Below are 18,279 nucleotides of genomic sequence, written 5' to 3' on the forward strand. Positions count from 1 at the left end.
CCCGCCGCGCGGTTCTCGAACCGCGCGCTGATGACGCACGCCCAGGCGGGACTGCCCCAGACGCTCGGCCTTCGCCCCCGCGCGGCGGCCGACAAGCCGGCAGAAATCCTCCTGTACGACGAGATCGGCTTCTGGGGCACGACTGCCAAGGACTTTGTCCAGACCCTCGCCCAGGCCGGTGACGGCGACATTGTCGTACGGATCAACAGCCCGGGCGGCGACGTGTTCGACGGCCTGGCGATGTTAGCTGCCCTTCAAGCCCATGCCGGCAACGTATCGGTGGTCGTCGATGGAATCGCGGCGTCGGCAGCGTCCTTCATCGCGCTGGCTGGGTCATCCGTCTCCATGGCCGAAAATGCCTTCCTGATGATCCACAATGCCTGGGGGGTCGTGGTCGGCAACAGAAACGACATGACCGAAACGGCGTCGGTCCTGAGCAAGATCGATGGTCAACTCGCATCGCTCTACGCCCAGAAGACCGGGCAGACGGCCGATGCCATGGGTCAGCTCATGGACGCGGAAACCTGGTTCACGGCGCAGGAGGCGAAGGACGCCGGTTTCGCCGACACCATCCTCTCGGGCGGCGAGAGTGCCAAGGCGTCGCTGCGCCCCGGCGTGTTTGCCCGCGCTCCGGAGATCCTCACTGCGCCGGCGCCGGCGGCGGTGCTGACTGATCTGTCGGCCAGCCTCGCCTCGCGGCGCCGCCTTATCCAGCTTGCGGAGGCGGAAAACGCCGGCTGATCGGCCGCTTTTCCACCCTGCATCATGACCTGACCACGCGCTGATCGGGTCGCCATCTCCCTTCCATCCATCCGGGAAACACAGATGATTATCAAGAACCTGCGCGCCAAACGGGCAAAGCTGATCGAAGACGCGCGCGCCCTGATCTCCACCGAGAACGTGACGGCAGAACAGGTCGCCCAGTTCGACGCCATGATGGCCGAGGCTGATGGCGTCAAAGCCCAGATCGACCGCCTGGAGCGGGCGCATGCGGCGGATGCCGAGCTGGCCCAGCAGGTGGCGGCACGGGCCGAGCGCGAAGGCGTCAGCCCCGGTCAGCGTGCGGACGAGGACCAGCGCGAAACCCGCGTCTTCATGTCATGGCTCCGCAACGGCATGGAAGGCGTTGCGCCGGACGATCGGATCTTCGCTCAGGGCCGGATCGTCACCCAGAGTAGCAACATCCGGAATGCGCAGAGCACGACGCCCGCAACCGCCGGCGGATATCTGGTACCGCCCGCATTCGCGGCGCAGCTCCTGGTCGCCCTGAAGTCCTATTTCCAGGCGCTGAACTACTTCGATGAAGTCGTGACCGATACCGGCGCCGATCTCCCCTGGCCGACCAATGATGATACCGGGCGCCGGGCGAAGATCATTACCGAGAACACCCAGATCGGTCAGGGAACTCTGAGTTTCGGTCAGACGACCCTCAAGGCCTTCTTGTATGCGACGGATGCGATCCTGGTGCCGTGGACGCTGATGCAGGACAGCTTCATCGACCTGGATGCGTTCATCCGCCAAGCGCTCCAGACTGCGTTTGGCCGCACGCTCGCCGATGACCTGACGATCGGTGCCGGCGGCGCTGCGGGCCCGATGGGCGTTCTGACGGCCTCAACAGTTGGCGTAACGGCGGCGGCCGCGTCGCTGGTCTATGACGATTTTGTGGACCTGATCCACAGTGTCGACCCGGCATACCGCACCGGCTCTGTCTTCATGATGAACGACAACAGCACGAAGGCGCTGCACAAGCTGAAGGACACACAGGGTCGGCCGCTCTGGGTTTCCAGCCTGACGGCCGGGATGCCCGATATGTTCGCGGGCTATCCGATCCTCATCAACCAGAGCATGCCAGATATCGGCGCCGGCAAGCAGCCGATTCTGTTCGGCAATCTGAAGAACTACAAATATCGCATGGTCCGCGATGTCAGCATTGTGCGCCTGAACGAGCGGTATGCCGATTTTCTCCAGACCGGCTTCTTCGGCTATGCCCGTTTCGGTGGCGGCCTGCCCTCGGCGGCGCAGCCGATCAAGTCGATGGCGATGCCGGCCGCCGGCGGCTGATCGGGGAGGCTCGGCCAGTGAGGCAGACAATCCTTGCCGGTCCGCCGGCGCAGCCCGTTGCGCTGGCCCTGCTGGCCGACCTCAAGGCGGACCTGGGCGTCACGGATGATGCCCAGGACAGCCGCCTGACCACTCTGCTGCTCGATGCGTCCGACATGGTGCGGACCTATATCGGGCGGCCGATCCTGTCCGCCACATGGCGGGATGTGATCGAGCTGGGTCCGGACGAAAAATGCATTGGCTTGACTCTCGGGCGATGCCCTGTGACCGCAATCACCGCGTTCTCGGCGCGCGGCGAGGCCTGGTCGGCAGATGCGATCGGCACGCTGGGGCAGAACTCCGGCGCGGGCATGGTTTTTCCGCCGGATGGCGGTCCGGCCATGTGGCGCGCGGGGCGATATGTCGTGACGTATCAGGCGGGCTGGGTTGCGCCGTCCGTCGGTGACGACGGGAAGGCCGATCCCGGCACATTGCCACGCTCGATTCAGCAGGCCACGCGCCTGACGGCGGCGGCGCTATGGCATGCGTCCGGGCGTGATCCGCTACTGCGGTCGGAAAGCGAGCAGGGCGTTGGGTCGTCGTCCTGGGGTTCGAGCGCGCCTGGCGTCGGCGGACTGCCGCAAGCGGCAGCCGATGTTCTGCGCGGCCTCGGTGGGGTCGGTGTCCGATGAGTTGGCGTGCCCGGCGCCGACGCCGGCGGATCCAGGCCAACGGGCGACCGATGACCCTCTCCCATCCGCGCGATGGTAGCTCCGTCATCGTCATCGCTTCCGGCCCTCCCCCGCAGTCCTCGCAGTTGGTCGAGGGCGTGGCGCGGGCGCCATTCATTGCCCAGATCACAGCGGATGAAACTGGCGCGGCCGGGTTCACCCCGAAGAAGGGCGACAGCCTGACGGACGGCCCAAAAACCTACACGCTGACCGATGCCAGCCCTGTCTATGACAGTGCGGCGCTGGTCGGATGGACCCTTGTATCCGCCGGAGGTCAATGATGATCAGCCCAGGCGTCTGGAATGACGCCTTTGCGCGAGCGAGCGCGGTCTGCGCGGATATGGGCATCCCATTACTGGATCCGCTCCTGCAGGACCTCAGCGACCGCACCGGGCCCTATTGGACCATGCCAATGGGCGCAGCGTCCTCGGACCGTCTGGGCATGGGCGAAATCGAGAATGAAGAAGCTGGCCAGATTGTCCTGGTGCTGATGATCCCGGTGGGGGGCCTCAGTACGCCGGACGCCTTGGCGCACTGCCATGCCATGTCGACAGCCTTTCGTGCGCCAGTCGGGGCGGCGCCGAAATGGGCTGCCGGCTTGCAGTATGACGGGCAGGATTCCACGCCGCCCGACCTCAGTCAGTCCGGGCGCTGGTACGCGGCGACATTGATGGTCGCCTACCGATACCAGAGCCAGATGGTTCGGGGCGCCTGAACCGACATCCCTATCCCAGGTCGCCCACGGGCGGCCTTTTTTCATGAGGTGACATCATGGGCTTTACGGGTGCGACTGCCGGCCTGGCGGCCGGGGCGCAGACAAACGACACGGTGATCGATTACGCGCTGGAAGCGACTTTCGGCGTGCCACCCACAGGCGACTATCAGGCCCTTCGCATTACCGGCGATAGCCTGAGGCAGAGCGAGACGACATCGCGACCGGACGAGATCAACGCGGTCGGAGAGGTCTCTGAATCAGTCGTAACCCAAGTGTCGGCCAGTGGCAGCATCTCCGGCGCGCTTTCCACAACGACGTTCGATGACATGTTTGCTGGCGTCATGTCGGCAGATTTCGCGGCTGCGCCGAAGGTTCTCACGGTCAGCGCCGAAGTCGGCGCGACAGTGCTTCGTGCCAGCGCCAACCATGGCGGCCGCGACGCGATTGCCGGGGCGGCCGATTTCGCGAACTGGCCGGCCTGTGGTGCTGTGTGGATCCGGGACGCGACGAACAATCTGGATCTGATCCTGCCCTATCTGGCCAATGACGGCGCGCTGCTGTTTAAGGCCGGGTCGTTCGGCGTCGCCGACCAGACGGCCCTTTCGGTCGGCGCAACCATCACCTTGGCTGATATCGTCAACGGCAAGATCGACAAAACCTACACGTTCCGGAAGAAAATTCTCGGAAAATTCCTTCATTACCCCGGTTCATTGGTCAACCAGGGGCAGATCCAGTTGAACCAGGGTGGCTCCGGCACAGTCAGCTTCGACCTGCTGTCGGCCAAGGAGACGATATCGGATGCCGATATCGCAGCCAGCGTGCTCCCGGCACCCACGGGCCCCGTGCATAATACGGTCGATAATTACCTGGGCTGCTGGATCAATGGCGTCCAGCCGGAGGGATGCGTGACGGCATCGACCATCACGCTGTCACGATCGGGGTCTGGTGCCGATTACGGCAACGGCCATGCTGATGCCTGCGGCATGAGGAAGGGTTCATTCCAGGCGGCGGCATCAATCTCCTACTATTTCCGGAGCTGGGACCAATATCAGGATATGCGGAACGGCAAGAAAGGGCCGGTCGTCATTCGTTCAGTGGACGATGTCGGCAATGGATATGCCTTTGCCTTCCTGAATTCTGCTCTGCGCAACGGGAATCTGCCGACGCAGGGAAAAAACCAGACCTATACCGTGTCCTTCGACATCGATCCCGGCCCGATGGAAGGCGCCGAGGGAACGTTCGCGATTTTCCGCATTTCCGGGGCTGCATAGGCCGGCTGATCGATCCTCAACATACCAGTCGACATATAGGTGCCTGAACTGGCGCCTCTTTTTTTGGGAAAAAATTGAACATGGCCAGACTTTCGTCGTTCACTCGCAATACCGACGCCGTCGCCCAGGGCACCCCCGTTACCGTCGGTCCGGAAGGCGAGACCTTCGTCGTTCTCACGCGCGGAATGGGCGATGCCTATGCCGACCGCCTGTGGGCTCTCCGGCGCGCCGCAGCATTTCGCTACAATGTGAATCTGTTGCCGCAACAGTCGCCCGTGACGCCGGAAACCCTGCCCCCGTCAGAAGACGACCGGTGTCAGGCACAGGCCCTGACGGAAAAGTGCCTGATGGGCATCGACGGCCTGACGCACGACGACGAGGGCAAAGTGCCGGTCACGCTCGATGAATTCAACGAACTGATCAAGCATCGTGAAAATCGCTGGCTGCTGGTGCTCGCTCTCCAGGCCGCCTCATCGGTCGGGCGCGTCCAGAAGCAGGTCATCGAGGACGCGGGAAAAAACTGACGGCCGCCCTGGAATGGGCGGTCGATGATGCTCCTTTACTGGTCAAATACGGCGACCAGCCAGTACCAGCGTCCCACTGGCCGGCGATAGATGCACTCAAGCGCCGCGTAGACGTGGCCCCGTCCAATATCACACCGTGGCGGTGCTGGTGGGATCTGACTGGGTCGCGCGGTCATACGGTGGATATCTATGGCGCCGCCATGGGCCGGATCCGTGGCGTCTCGCGCCCGCAGCCTTTGGCGGTCGCCGAGATCATCGCGTGGTGCCACCAGCGCGGTCTCCACGAGGATGACTGCGCCTTCGTTACGTCCCTCGTCAGGGAAATGGACGGCGCATATCTGCGCCTGCGCGCAGTCCAGATCAAACATGATCTGGACGAATTTCTGTCGAAAAAATGAGGGCATAATGGGTAATGGGGCAGCCGTCGCGCGTAACATCCGGCTTTGGGCGGATCGCACGCTGTCGCCTGCTGCCCTGTCGGCCAATCTGGCCGCGCGGGCGATCCAGGCCCGCGATGATGCGATCCGCAGCGGCAGCGCGCCCGGCCACTGGACGACCTACGTGGACGGGCGCCCGAACATGCCCGAGGCGACCGTGCAGCCGGACGGGGTGATCCTCTACCAGTTCAACCTGCTGGGGCTCGCGGCGGCGTTTGCCGTCGGTTACTGCATGTCCCGATCGCCCTCCCGGTCGGGCCGGTACCGCAAGGCATGGACCGTCGTGGTCGACGGCAAGCCCTGGAAGATGGACCTGAACGAGATCCCGGACGGATCGACGGTCATGATCGTCAATCCGGAGCCTTATGCCCGGAAAATCGACACGGGCGCGATGCGGATGTCGGTTCCGCCCGGCATCGTTGAGGGCGCCCGCCAAGCCACGCGCCGGAAATTCCCGACCATCACGACCGCCCGCCAGTTTGTGAACATCCCAGGCGGCATGATCCCCGGCGCGCCTTGGATTTTGAAGACCAGCCGAAGCCGCCGACGCGATCGGCAGGCCGGTCAGGCCATCACCTACCCTGCCCTGATCCTGAGTGAGAAAATCTGATGCCCACGATCGAGGAATTGCGCGTCGCATACCAGGATCAGGTCACTGCCGGCGCTCAGGCTGGTGCTGATGCCCTGAACAAATTGGCCGATGCTGCCGAGACGGTCGATACCCGCATTACGGCCGCCGGCCGCTCTGCGCGGGGCTACGTCAACACTGGCGATCAGGTGACTCGCACCGCCAATGCCATGGAGCGGGCACAGCGCACTCTGGCCGATGCCCAGACGAAGCTGGATGCCGCCATGGCGGCGGGCACCGTGACGGCCGAGGAGGCCCAGCGGGCTCTCCAGACCTACCAGGCGAAGCTCGACACCGCGACCCAGAAGCACAAGGACGCGGTCAAGGCGGCGGAAGAGTCCAGCGACGCGCTGGACAAGAACACCCAGAAGGTCAAGCTCTCCGGCTATCAGATCGGTATCCTGGCCGACGAAGCCCATAAATACTTCGACCAGATTCTGGCGGGCGGCAGCAGCATCACGGCTGCATTTTACCAGATGCCGAACATGATCCAGACCATGGGCGGCCTGAGCAGCGCCTCCGGCTTGGTCGCCGATGCCATGATGGGGCCCGCAGGAATCGCCGTAGCTGCCCTCGGTGCCGGCGTGGCCATTGCCAAATTTGCCGCGTCGGCCGAAGGCGAGCAGGCCCAGCTCGCTGGCCTGTCGCAGCATCTGCGCGCCACGCGGGACGATTACGATGCCATGGCGTCGGCCGCCGAGACTGCGGCGCGCCAGATCGCCGCGCATGGCGACATGTCGCTGACCGATGCCCGGACGACCGAAGAGACGTTCGCGGCCGTCCCGACAGTCAGTGGGTCCCAGCTCGCGGGCCTGACGCAGGATGCCCGCAATCTGGCAACGGTGATGAACGAGACCGTGCCCGATGCCGCGAAGACGATGGCCGAGGCCATGCGCGATCCGCTGAAGGCAGCGCAGGACTTCGCGCAGCAGGGCATTCTGGGCGTCAACCAGGCTCTGGTGCTCCAGATCCAGCACCTGGAGGAATCCGGGCACCAGATGGAGGCCTGGACGACGCTACTGAACCAGATGGAGCGCGCCACGGCAGGGGCGCACGATCAGGGGCTGACGCCGTTTCAGCGTTCGATCGAAGAGTTGAATCAGTCTCTCTCGGTCGGAAAGGAGGCTTTGCGCGAATTTATCGAGCCGATCGGGGAATTCTTCCTCAATCCGATCACGGACAAGGTCAATGAACTGACTGCGCTCTCATTGATCGCGCGTGATCTTGTCCACCTGAAGTTGCCATCGTTCTCGGACGATGCCTCGGCGGGCGCTGTCTCGGGATCGGCCGGCACGACAGCGGCGAAGTTGGCCGGAGGCACTCTGCCAACAGCCTCTGCGGTCAGTGTCGCGCAGCTACAGCAGACACTCAATGCGGGCCTCACGGGAACCGACGGTAGCGTCTCGGGCCAGATCGCGAGCGAACAACGGGCAATCGAGGCGATCCATCAGCAGATCAACGCCGCGAACCAGTTGCACGAAATCAGAGGGAAAGGACACCTCGATGACGCGCAATACGCAGCCGACATACAGTCGCTGACGGGCCAGCTCAACCAGCACAACGTCGCGCTGGCTGGCCTGAAAACCCCGTATCAGGATCTGATCGAGCAGCAGGGCAAGACGGCCGCCAGTGCAGCGGCTCTGACCGGCTATCAGCGCGCCATGGTCGAGGCTGACCAGCAGGTGGACGATGCGATCCAGCGCACGACCGGCGGCCATGCGACGCTGACCGAGCGAATGGTTGCCGAGGCAGGCGTGGCGAGAACGTTGTCAGCGCAGTATGCGGTGTCGACGGCTGAGATCCTGCGCAACGTCACGGCCCAGAATGCCATTGCCCAGGCATGGCAATCTGGCGGTGCCGAGGCCGCCCACGCGACCAATTACTGGGCGGCCTATAATGACGCGCTGGACCATTTTTCGACCACGGCGCCCGGCTTTGCCGAGGCCGTTGCCAAGCGCACCCAGGCGCTGGATGCGCTGACCGACGCCCAGAACAAGGTCCGGCTGGCCCAGCAGACGTCACAGAACGAGGATCAAGTCTCTTACATCACGGCGGAAACCCGCTCGATCGGCATGAACAGCGACGCGCGAGCGGTCATGCTGGCGCATATGCAGGCCGAGCAGGAGCTGCGCCGCGAAGGAAAGGACCTGCTGTCGGCCGATAGCCAGGCGTATCTGGACAGCGTCGATGCCGTTACGCGCGCCACTCAGGCCTATCAGCACCAGCAGGATGTCCTGTCGGACCTGACGGGCTCCCTGTCGTCGATGGCGGACACGATCGGCGACGATATCACCCAGGCACTGATCCAGGGTGCCGGCGCCGGCGTCAACTTCAAGTCTGCGCTCCAGGGGATCGAGAGCCAGGTGGTGACGATGATCGCCAAGCTGGCGCTGATTGATCCGCTGCTTAATTCGATCGACGGCGGGACGCGCAACACGCTGGGCGATATCGCGGGGCTGCTGAATGGTTCGACGTCGGCGGTCTCATCTGTGGGGAATCCGTTCGGCGAGGCTGATGGATCGGCATCGTCCAGCTCGGGTTTCAGCATCGGGCAGTTGTTCAACCTGCGGCAGAATGCTGCCAGCAGCGGCAATCCATTTGCTTCGGCCGGATCGCACGACGTCAACGATGCTAGCGAGCAGGTCACGGCGATCGGTCACATAGCGTCATCGGGATTCTCGTTTGGGGGTGTCGTTGGTGGCCTCGCCGGCGGCATGTCCCTCGGGTCGATGTTGGGCAGTGTCGGCGGAGGAACCGACGGAACGATCGGCTCGCTCTTGGGGTCGGGCATCGGCGCAGCCGCCGGATCGTTCATCCCAGGCATAGGAACGCTAATCGGCGGCCTGGCTGGAGGAGCCCTCGGCGGCCTGATCGGCGGCTTGTTCGGACACAAGAAAAACCCTTACACGCTCGATAACGTCATGTTGTCGAACGGTCAGCTCTCACTGGGCAGTGTCTTCAATCAGGCAGAGACCGACAATGTCACGCCACAGCTCACCAGCGATATTGCCTCGATCAACGCGGTTCTGTCCGCCAACGGCCTGACGGCCTCGGGCGGGAGCGCCTACCAGGGCGGCACGCGGCTCGGATTTGTAGGTGATGACGCCAACAACAAAGACCCGAGCCTCCAGAACCTGACGCTGGCACAGTGGCTGCCGGACCTGAATCTCAGCACCTCGGACGCCACATTCCAACAGGCGCTGGACCAGGGCATGCCGTCGTCCTTCAGTTCGGTTTCGGACTTCACGACCGCAATCGCGTCGCTGAAAACGATGGCCGATACCGTCGACAGCCTCCATGTCTCGGTGTCGAAGTTCAATTCCGACGCCACGGTCACGGTCGACCATATCGACGGCTATTCGGGTGATCTCTCCACCGCGATCAACGCGCTGGACGGCCAGACGATGGACGTCTCGACGCTCCAGCAGCGGATCTCGGAAATCTCGTCCACCTGGCAACAGCTCGCCTACAGCGCCCGGTCGGTCGATGCCCGCTATCTGGCCGCGACGGGCGACCAGCAGGGCGCCGACCTGGAGAATTTTGACGTTTCGGCCGATCAGCAGCGCGCTGACCTGGTTTCGAGCTTTGAGACGATCTGGGGCGACGCCTACGCCACGCAGTCCAGCTACGTCCAGCAGTCGGCGGATCTGGAAAAAACGCTGGCGGCCGAACGGTTGCAGATCCAGGCCGAGTATAACGGCGACAGCATCGCCCAGCAGCAGCAGTACCTGTCGCAGGCACAGCAGTCGGTCGCCTCGGTCTATTCCAGCCTGTCATCCTACGCCCAGAGCCTGGCGCTCTCCAGCGCGTCGCCGCTCTCGGTGCAGGATCAATACAATCTGGCGCAGGGCAGCCTGACGTCGGATTACCAGGCCGCACAGGGCGGCGATTACGATGCCCTGTCGCGTATCCAGTCCGATGCCCAGTCGTTTTTGGGACTGTCCCAGTCCTGGCAGGGTTCGGGCACCGGATATACCGCCGACTATCAGCAGACCCTCAAAATTCTCCAGTCGCTGGCTGGGGCCGACACGGGCGCGCTGACGGCGACGTTGGCCCAGAAACTGGCGCAGAACCAGGTGGACGCCACCAATGGCGTGACCGAGGCGGTCACCACCATGAAAAAGGCCCTCCAGACCGACATCCAGCAACTCTCGCGCCTATTGGTGACCCGATAACATGCAGATCCGTACCGTCGAACTGGACATCGTGAGGCCAGCGGGCAGCGCCTCGCCCGCCACGGCGCCCGGATACGGCACGCGGCCGCATGGCGTCGCCACCAGCCCGTCCGACGCGCTGGAGAGCGTGGAGACCCTGCGTTTTTCGGACGCGGGGTTTGTCGATGGGGAAATCGCCTACCCGCCCTATGTCTCCGATGCGCTTTCGGTCGACCGTGGACTGACCCTGTCGGCCGACGCGCTGGGCGGTGCGCGGTCGATCGGGGCCATCACCCTGTCCAACCCGGGCGGGGCACTGGACAGCACGATCCTGACCCGCATCAACGATCACCTGCCGGTCCGGATCCACGCCGGCCGCAAACGCTGGGACGGCGCGCGCGGGATCTGGGTCGACCCGGCGGCATCCGACCTGGTGCCGGTCTTCGCCGGGCTGGGCCGGGGCTGGCGGCCCGACCGGACCAGCGTTGCGGTCGACCTGCTCGATGCGACCTACTGGCTCGACAATGCCATGCCGGTAACCCTCTACGGGGGCACCGGAAAACTGGACGGTGACGCCAACGTGGCAGGCCGGGCGATGCCCCGCCTGCGCGGCACCGCCTGCAACCTGACGCCAACCCTGATCGACAGCGTCAATTACGTCTATCAGGTCTCGGACGGCCCGGCGGCGATTACCGCGCTCTATGAGGGTGGCTACCCCGGCGGCATCGCGGCCGGCGGCACCGTGGATGATCTCTACGCCACCGGCCCCGCACCGGGCACCTACACCGTCCAGACGGGCAACAATGGCACCTGGTTTCGATTGGGCACGAAACCGGTCTACGCGATCACGATCGACGCCGTAGGCCAGTTTCGCAGCGGGGCGGCGCCGACGGCCGTGGTCGATATCCTGCGGCAGGTCCTGCTGGAGGATGTGGCCATGCCGGCATCGTGCGTCGATGCGGGCTGGCCTGCGGTCTCGGCTGCCACACCGTGGCCGGGCGGCTGGTATTGGGACGGCTCGGGCAGCGTGACCGGTGCCCAGGCGGTCAGCACGCTGCTGTCGGGCCTCGGCCTGTCGCTGGTGCCGACACGGACCGGAACCCTCCGGCCGATCCTCCTGACCGCGCCATCCCGCACCGCCCAGCCGGTCGCGGCACTGACGGCGGACGTCATCACCGAGATTACCGCGGACTCGCTCGATGCCTCCCTGGACCCGCCCACCTGGCGCTGGCGGATCGGCTGGCAGCACAATTTCACCACGCAGCCGGCGGGATCGACCCTGCATCCGCAGATCCCGGCCGACCGGCAATCTCTGGTCGCCCAGACCGACCGGGCGGCAGTCTGGTGGTCAGGCGATATCAAGGCCCGCTGGCGAGTGCCCAACGATCCGGCCCTGATCACCACGGCGCTGGCCAGTGCGGCCGACGCGCAAGTGATCGCGGACCGCCACGGCGCCCTGTGGGGCGTGCAGCGCCGGCTATGGGCGGTCAGCGTGCCGCAGGATTACGCCTGGTCGCTCGACCTGGGCGATCCGGTCTGGCTCCAGGCGCCCGCCGTCGGGCTGACCGGGGGCGCGCCCGGCATCGTGGTCGGCGAGCAGATCCGCTCGGCGAACAGCTTTGTGACATTCCAGATATTGGTCTGATCCATGCAAATTTGTGGTTTTGGCTGGCAGAATCGCGTCCTCGACGCGACGCTGACCGCTGACGCGCAGGCGGCGCGCCTGCCCGTCTCCAACCTGCGCAACCAGCAGGGAGCGCCCAGCCTTGGCTGGCGCACCCCCGGCACGGCGGCCGGCCTCGCCCTGTCCCTATCAGCCGCCGCCCCGCTGCGCGCGATCAGCCTCCACCGCACCAACCTGACCGCTCTGGCGACCTGGACCGTCACCGTCTCCAGCGGCGGGCAGCCGGTTTGGACAACCAACGGCGGCCCGATCGTCGGCGGGCAGTCCGTTGTCGTCGCACCAGCCACCCTCGCGGGGGACACGGTGCGGCTCACGATCTCCGACCCGACCAACCCTGACGGCTGGCTGGACGTGCCGCTCGCCTATGTCGGGCCGCTCTGGCAGCCGGTGCGCAATTTCTCGACCGACAGCACCACGGGGCGGGCGCTCGGCCAGGACAGCCTCACATCCCTTGCCGGGACCGAGTTTGTCGATGCCCGCTGGTATCAGCGCACCGCCTCGATCGCCCATCAATCCCTCGGCGACGCCGACAGCGCCGTGATCGAGCAGATCCTGCGCGTGGCCGCGACCGGCCAGAACATCCTGTTCCTGCCCGATCCCGGCGCCGACAGCGGCACGCTTGCCCGCCAGGCGCTGTTCGGCCGGCTATCGGGTGCCGACCTGTCCAACCCGTTCGGCGCGGCCGACCGCCACGCCATCACCCTGACCATGACGGAGCGCCTCTGATGGCCTCGATGCTGGCCGACTACGTCCTGGAGACCGCGACCAACCCGGGCACAGGCATCATCACCCTCAACGGCGCGGCGCCCGACCGGCGGACCTTCGCGGCGGCGTTTCCGGGCGGCGGCTCGGTCTACTATTTCGCCGACGACGGCACCCAGGCCGAATGGGGCATCGGCACGCTCGATGTCTCCGGCCCGGTCACCCTGACGCGCACCACCATCCGGGGCACCACGGCCGGCGGCACCGCGCCGCTCAATTTCGCCGGTACCGTCGACGTCTACAACGAGGTGCCAGCCGAAGCCCTGGCACTGATCGGAGCCGATGGTCTGGCACGCGCCGGCGACCTGGTGCTGGTCGATCGCGCATGGTTGGCCGACAATTACATCGACCGGACCACGGCCGATCAGGAGTTTGATGCGCTCGGCTGGTTCCCGGCCGGTCTGATCCTCTATTACGCCGGCGCGACGGTGCCGGCCGGCTGGCTCCCCTGCTTCGGGCAGCTCGTCAGCCGCACAACCTATGCCGCCCTGTTTGCCGCGATCGGCACCGCCTACGGCGCCGGCGATGGCGCGACGACTTTCGCGCTGCCGGACATGCGAGGCCGCGCGGCCTTCGCGCTGGACAATATGGGCGGCGAGATCGCCGGCCGGATCAGCAGCGGCGGATCCGGCGTCGACGGCACGCAGCTCGGCGCTGTCGGCGGCAGCGAGCTGACGCAGGCCCATACGCACGACGTCGACGATCCGGGACACACCCACACCCTGACCGATCCCGGCCATGATCATGGGCCCGCCCATGGCGCCGGCTTCGTGGTGCCGCAGGGATCGGGCGGCGAGATCGGGGCGGCCTTTGCTGGCGGCGGAGACGTCGACGAAAAAGCAACGGCGCGGACTGCCACGGCCACGACGGACGAATCCGTGGACAGCGCAAAGACGGGCGTGACGATCAAATCGGCCGGCGGCGGCAACAGCCAGAACATGCCGCCTGCCATCGTCCTGAACTGCGTCATCTATGCCGGCGACGGCGCACCCACATGACAAATTCCGAGAGGCCCTGACGGATGTCGAAACTGGCAGATTTCGTGCAGGAAACCGCGACCGGTCCCGGCACCGGTCCGTTCCTGCTGGAGGGTGCGCCGGTCGGTCGTCGTCTGTTCTCGGCCGCGTTTCCGTCGGGCGGCGATCTCTACTATTTCGCCAGAGATGACGCCCAGGCGGAATGGGGGATCGGCTCGCTCGATGTCTCCGGCCCGATCACCCTGACGCGGACGACCGTCCGGGGCACCACGGCCGGCAGCACCGCGCCGCTCAATTTCGCGGGGACCGTCACGGTCTATAACGAGGTGCCGGCGGAATACCTGCCGTTGATCGGCCCTGACGGCCTGGCGCGCGCCGGAGACCTGGTGCTGGTCGACCGCACCTGGCTGGCCGCCAATTACGCGGATCGTGCCGCGATGCGCGCCCGCTACCGGTCCGCCGGCTGGCTGCCGCCCGGCGTGGTGATGGACTGCGCGGCGCCGGCCGCCCCGGACGGCTGGCTGCTCTGCTACGGCCAGGCCATCAGCCGCACCGACTATGCCCGGCTGTTTGCCGCGATCGGCACCCTGTACGGCGCGGGTGACGGCGCGACCACCTTTGCGCTGCCCGACCTGCGCGGGCGCCTGAGCATCGGCCTGGACAGCGCGGCCGGCCGGGTCACCGCGGCCCGATCCGGAATCAACGGCGCGCAGCTCGGCGCCGCCGGCGGCAGCGAGCTGATGGCGGCGCACACCCACGGCGCCAACGATCCGGGCCACAATCATATCCTGACCGACCCCGGCCATAGCCATGGCCCGAAGCAGGGCAGCGGCTTCGTCGTGCCGCAGGGCACGGGCGGCGAGATCGACGCGATCTTCGCCGGTGGCGGCCGGGTCGAGCAGACCGCGACAGCGCGGACGGCGCGGGCAAAAACCGGGCTGATGATCGGCGGGGCGGTCACGGGCCTGACGCTGGCGTCCGCCGGCGGCGGCAACAGCCAGAACATGCCGCCCGCGATCATGCTGAATCGGGTGATCTATACAGGCCTGCGCAGCGGAGGCGTCCTGCCGCCGGACGGCAACGCGGCGGTGATCGCCATCGTCCAGGCGATGTCGGACAGCCTGTGGGCCTATCTCCAGCGCGCCACCGGGGCTGCGGCCACGGCGGCGGGCATGCCCCCGCTCATCACTGCCGAGGGGCTGGTGAAGAACAACCAGTTCGTCGGCGCCGCGCTGGGCGGCTACACCGCCGACGGCGTGTGCTCGTCCGAGGGGATCGCGCTGATGCTGCGCGGTGTCGTCTCGGCCTATCTGGCCGACCGCGACCCGGCCAAGCTGGCCTATGCCAAGTTCCTGTTCAACGCTGCCTGCACCTACTTTTTTTACAACACCAAGCCAACGGCGGCAGCCGCTCCGCTGTGGCATCACTCGTGGATGGTCAACGGGGGCGCGCCGTTCGCCGTGCGCGGGCCGCTGGCGGCCAATGGGGATCTGGCCGAGAGCGGCGTGATCGGCGAGGCCGTGACCTTTACGGCCGGCGTCGGCCAGTTGGCGAGCCCGCCGGACGTCGTCTACCAGGTGGTGACCGGCGGCACGCAATTTGTCTGGCAAAACGTGTTTTCGGACATTGCGCCAGATCCGACCACTGGCCTGCCGACGGGCTATCCGGTCAACGTCGCCTATTATATCGACAAGGATGGCAACCGGGTCTACGGCACCCAGAAATCTGGGTCATTTGGCCAGCCGATCGTGCCCAACAGCGGCGAGACGCCCGGCAAGATCGTCCTCGCCGATACCTCGATCAACGGCACCTGCCGGGCCAATTACTGCGTCACGGTGCCCGACGTCCAGATCGCCTACGGCGAGGTGTATGAGGCCTGGCCGATGTGGCGCAAGATGGGCGCCACCGAGCGCACGGCCGCCGGCGATGCGCTCCACTGGCTGGTCGACAGTTTCCGCCTGCTCCAGCAGGCCGAGCCGGATAACGCCGACTGGCAATATGCCCAGGCCCGGCTGCTGGATGTCTGGCAGTTGATGTGCAGCCAGGAGAGTGACGGCACCTATATGTTCCGGGCCGGCGCGGACGGGCCCTATAACAACTACCCGCTCACCTACTCCTACGCCGACGGGTTTGCCGCCGACGGCACGACACGGTGGGCAGCCCAGCCGCCGTCTCACTACACGGCAGCGCGCACCAGCGACGGCTATGTGACGTTCACGCTGCCCCTGGCGGATGGCAGCAGCGGGCTGGAGACCCGGAGCGAGATGGCATTCGAGTGCCAGGCGCTGTTCCTGTCCTGGACAGCCGCCAACACCTCGATCAGCCTCGATATCGTGTCCTCGGTCGACCAGGTGCTGGCCCTGATCTATCGGCCGCATCACGATGCCGGCACGGTCGCGGACAGGTATTCCTGCCTGCTGCCGGTCGGGCCGAGCCATCCCGGGCCGTATTCCGTCCCGATGCGGGCCTTCAAGGTCTTTTCGGGATCGGTCTGGACGGCGGACCGAGGCTACTACACGTTTGGCTCGATCACGGACATCGTCCGCGCCAGCGCCGCGATGCCCGACGGCAGCCAGATGCTGACGATCCAGATGGACATGACGGCAGCCTATGCCGGTTTCGGCATTTCGCGGGCCAACGTCTACCCGTTCGCAACCTGGTCCAGCCCGCCGGGCATCTATTACGCCGCCGCCTCCAACCTCTGGTACTGCGTGCAGGACGCCAACGGCTGGCTCTGGGTGACGCAGATGCCGGCAGCCGGCACGCTCGATGCCAATGGCAAGCTTGTGCCGGCCTGGCGCTGGTTCCAGCCGGATGTCTCCCGGCTGATCCTCAATACGGCGCAGCCCGGCACGGGCGACACGCCAACGGTACCGGCGCTCGGCGGCACGAACTATGCCCAGGGGATCACGATCCAGTCCGACACGGACAATCTGGGGCCGCTCTACGTCGCCTATGTCGCGGCCGAGCAACCGGCCCAGCCGCCAACCTCGGAGCAGAATATTGACGTTTTCACGATCCAGTCCACGTCGACGGACGCATTCACGCTCAAGGTCGGCGACGTGCAACTCGTCAACGGGATCCGGACGCCGATCAAATATTACGGTTCGGCGCCGTTCGGTCTGCAAATCAACGGGCCATCGCGCAGCAATCTGAGCGTGGTGCCGTATCGCGGGCCCTACATCACCGGATACCAGTCGGGCACGCCGTGGATCGATATCGGCAACGGCGCCAAATTGCAGCAGATGCTGCAATTCATGGCCGACGCCCAGGACCAGTTCGCGGCGGCGCATCCCCAGCACCTGCGCGGGCCCTTTGCCCATTGCTACCTGCCGGCGATCTGGGATTCGGTGCAGGTCGGCGCCGTCGATAGCTGGGTCTATGACGCGCCCGACGGCAACCCGGCCTGGACCGGCTGGCAATGGCGCGCCTTCGACGCCATGGCGCACACCTGGTATCTGGCCAAGCAGAAAGGCCTGGCGGCCGCAGCGCTCGCCGGGCAGGTCGCCGGGGCCTATCTGACCTGGATCTATGGCTGGCTCCGCGACAATCCGGACGCGCTCTATGTGCCGAGCGAATGGGGGCCGCCGGGCTGGACGCAGGGCCAGCCCTGGCCAGCCGGCGGCTATCTCGATCCGCACGGCACGACGCGGGAGCCGCATGACATGGCGCTCTGCCTCAAGGGCGCAATTGCCTGCGGCCTGGCCGGCGCTGGCGTGGACAAGGTCAAATACATCGTCGGGCGCTGCATCAGGATGTTGCAGGCGGTGCAAGTGGTCACGCCCACCGACCCGGTACGCGGCGCCTTTACCCTCAACCCGGCCGGTTACGAGGTCTACGGGTTTGCCCAGGGCGAGATCCTGGACGGGATCAGTCACGCACTGCGCTACCCGCAATTCGTGCCCGACACCCTGTCGGGCGATCCGCCGCCGGCGCCCACGCTCCTGCTCGAAAACGGATCGTCGCTGGTCACCGAGGCCCTGCTGCCCATCGCGCTGGAGGATTTAACGTGAGCGCAACACCCCTCTCTCAATTGCAGGACAGCAGCAACGTCCAGTCGGGCGACCTGCTGCTGATCTCACGTCAGACCGGCACGGGCTGGGCAAGCTATCGGGCCGCACTGTCCTATGTCCGGTCCTGGCTCGGCGTCGGCAAGGCCAACGGCGTCGCGCCACTGGATGGCAACGGTGCGCTGGTGCTGAACAGCACGCCGGCGCTGCATGTGGATTCCGCCGGCAACCTGATTCTCGACGTGACCCTGCCGACCTCGGACCCGGGCGTGAAAAACGCGCTGTGGACACAAGGCGGGGTCCTGCTGATTTCGAAAGGAAGCTGACTCATGAGGCTATTTCGTTA

At 65.9% G+C, this 18,279-nt stretch carries 15 protein-coding genes; all 15 read left to right on the forward strand.

Annotated features, from left to right (window positions below; translation table 11 throughout):
- Positions 1–30 precede the first annotated feature (30 nt).
- The 15 genes from ACMAUO_RS06135 to ACMAUO_RS06205 all read left to right on the forward strand — a co-directional run bounded on the left by ACMAUO_RS06135 (position 31) and on the right by ACMAUO_RS06205 (position 18,259).
- Positions 31–741: a head maturation protease, ClpP-related gene (locus ACMAUO_RS06135; protein ID WP_420356043.1), complete on the forward strand. Its 711-nt coding sequence runs from the start codon at positions 31–33 to the stop codon at positions 739–741.
- Positions 742–825: 84 nt separating this feature from the next.
- Positions 826–2,061 (forward strand): phage major capsid protein, encoded by a 1,236-nt coding sequence (locus tag ACMAUO_RS06140; protein ID WP_420356044.1) that lies wholly within the window; start codon positions 826–828, stop codon positions 2,059–2,061.
- Positions 2,062–2,078: 17 nt separating this feature from the next.
- Complete coding sequence (locus ACMAUO_RS06145; protein ID WP_420356045.1) at positions 2,079–2,732, forward strand: phage head-tail connector protein; 654 nt, start codon at positions 2,079–2,081, stop codon at positions 2,730–2,732.
- A gap of 50 nt (positions 2,733–2,782) precedes the next feature.
- A complete protein-coding gene (locus ACMAUO_RS06150; RefSeq protein ID WP_420356046.1) occupies positions 2,783–3,052 on the forward strand; it encodes a hypothetical protein in 270 nt (89 codons plus the stop codon).
- On the forward strand, positions 3,049–3,486 hold the full coding sequence (locus tag ACMAUO_RS06155) for a hypothetical protein (RefSeq protein ID WP_420356047.1): 438 nt from the start codon (positions 3,049–3,051) through the stop codon (positions 3,484–3,486). Before ACMAUO_RS06150 ends, ACMAUO_RS06155 begins: the two co-directional genes overlap by 4 nt.
- Positions 3,487–3,542: 56 nt before the next feature.
- Complete coding sequence (locus tag ACMAUO_RS06160; protein ID WP_420356048.1) at positions 3,543–4,757, forward strand: phage tail tube protein; 1,215 nt, start codon at positions 3,543–3,545, stop codon at positions 4,755–4,757.
- A gap of 80 nt (positions 4,758–4,837) precedes the next feature.
- Complete coding sequence (locus ACMAUO_RS06165; protein WP_420356049.1) at positions 4,838–5,281, forward strand: hypothetical protein; 444 nt, start codon at positions 4,838–4,840, stop codon at positions 5,279–5,281.
- Positions 5,282–5,460: 179 nt separating this feature from the next.
- A complete protein-coding gene (locus tag ACMAUO_RS06170; RefSeq protein ID WP_420356050.1) occupies positions 5,461–5,679 on the forward strand; it encodes a hypothetical protein in 219 nt (72 codons plus the stop codon).
- 7 nt (positions 5,680–5,686) lie between these two features.
- On the forward strand, positions 5,687–6,328 hold the full coding sequence (locus ACMAUO_RS06175; RefSeq protein WP_420356051.1) for a hypothetical protein: 642 nt from the start codon (positions 5,687–5,689) through the stop codon (positions 6,326–6,328).
- On the forward strand, positions 6,328–10,521 hold the full coding sequence (locus ACMAUO_RS06180) for a phage tail length tape measure family protein (RefSeq protein ID WP_420356052.1): 4,194 nt from the start codon (positions 6,328–6,330) through the stop codon (positions 10,519–10,521). Before ACMAUO_RS06175 ends, ACMAUO_RS06180 begins: the two co-directional genes overlap by 1 nt.
- A 1-nt stretch (position 10,522) precedes the next feature.
- Positions 10,523–12,145, forward strand: a complete 1,623-nt coding sequence (locus ACMAUO_RS06185; protein ID WP_420356053.1) for a hypothetical protein — start codon at positions 10,523–10,525, stop codon at positions 12,143–12,145.
- 3 nt (positions 12,146–12,148) lie between these two features.
- Positions 12,149–12,910 (forward strand): hypothetical protein, encoded by a 762-nt coding sequence (locus ACMAUO_RS06190; protein ID WP_420356054.1) that lies wholly within the window; start codon positions 12,149–12,151, stop codon positions 12,908–12,910.
- A complete protein-coding gene (locus ACMAUO_RS06195) occupies positions 12,910–13,944 on the forward strand; it encodes a phage tail protein (RefSeq protein WP_420356055.1) in 1,035 nt (344 codons plus the stop codon). Before ACMAUO_RS06190 ends, ACMAUO_RS06195 begins: the two co-directional genes overlap by 1 nt.
- A gap of 23 nt (positions 13,945–13,967) precedes the next feature.
- Complete coding sequence (locus ACMAUO_RS06200; protein ID WP_420356056.1) at positions 13,968–17,936, forward strand: phage tail protein; 3,969 nt, start codon at positions 13,968–13,970, stop codon at positions 17,934–17,936.
- Complete coding sequence (locus ACMAUO_RS06205; protein WP_420356057.1) at positions 17,933–18,259, forward strand: hypothetical protein; 327 nt, start codon at positions 17,933–17,935, stop codon at positions 18,257–18,259. Before ACMAUO_RS06200 ends, ACMAUO_RS06205 begins: the two co-directional genes overlap by 4 nt.
- Positions 18,260–18,279 lie beyond the last annotated feature (20 nt).

Source organism: Gluconacetobacter brunescens, from assembly GCF_048695475.1.
Lineage (GTDB): Bacteria > Pseudomonadota > Alphaproteobacteria > Acetobacterales > Acetobacteraceae > Gluconacetobacter.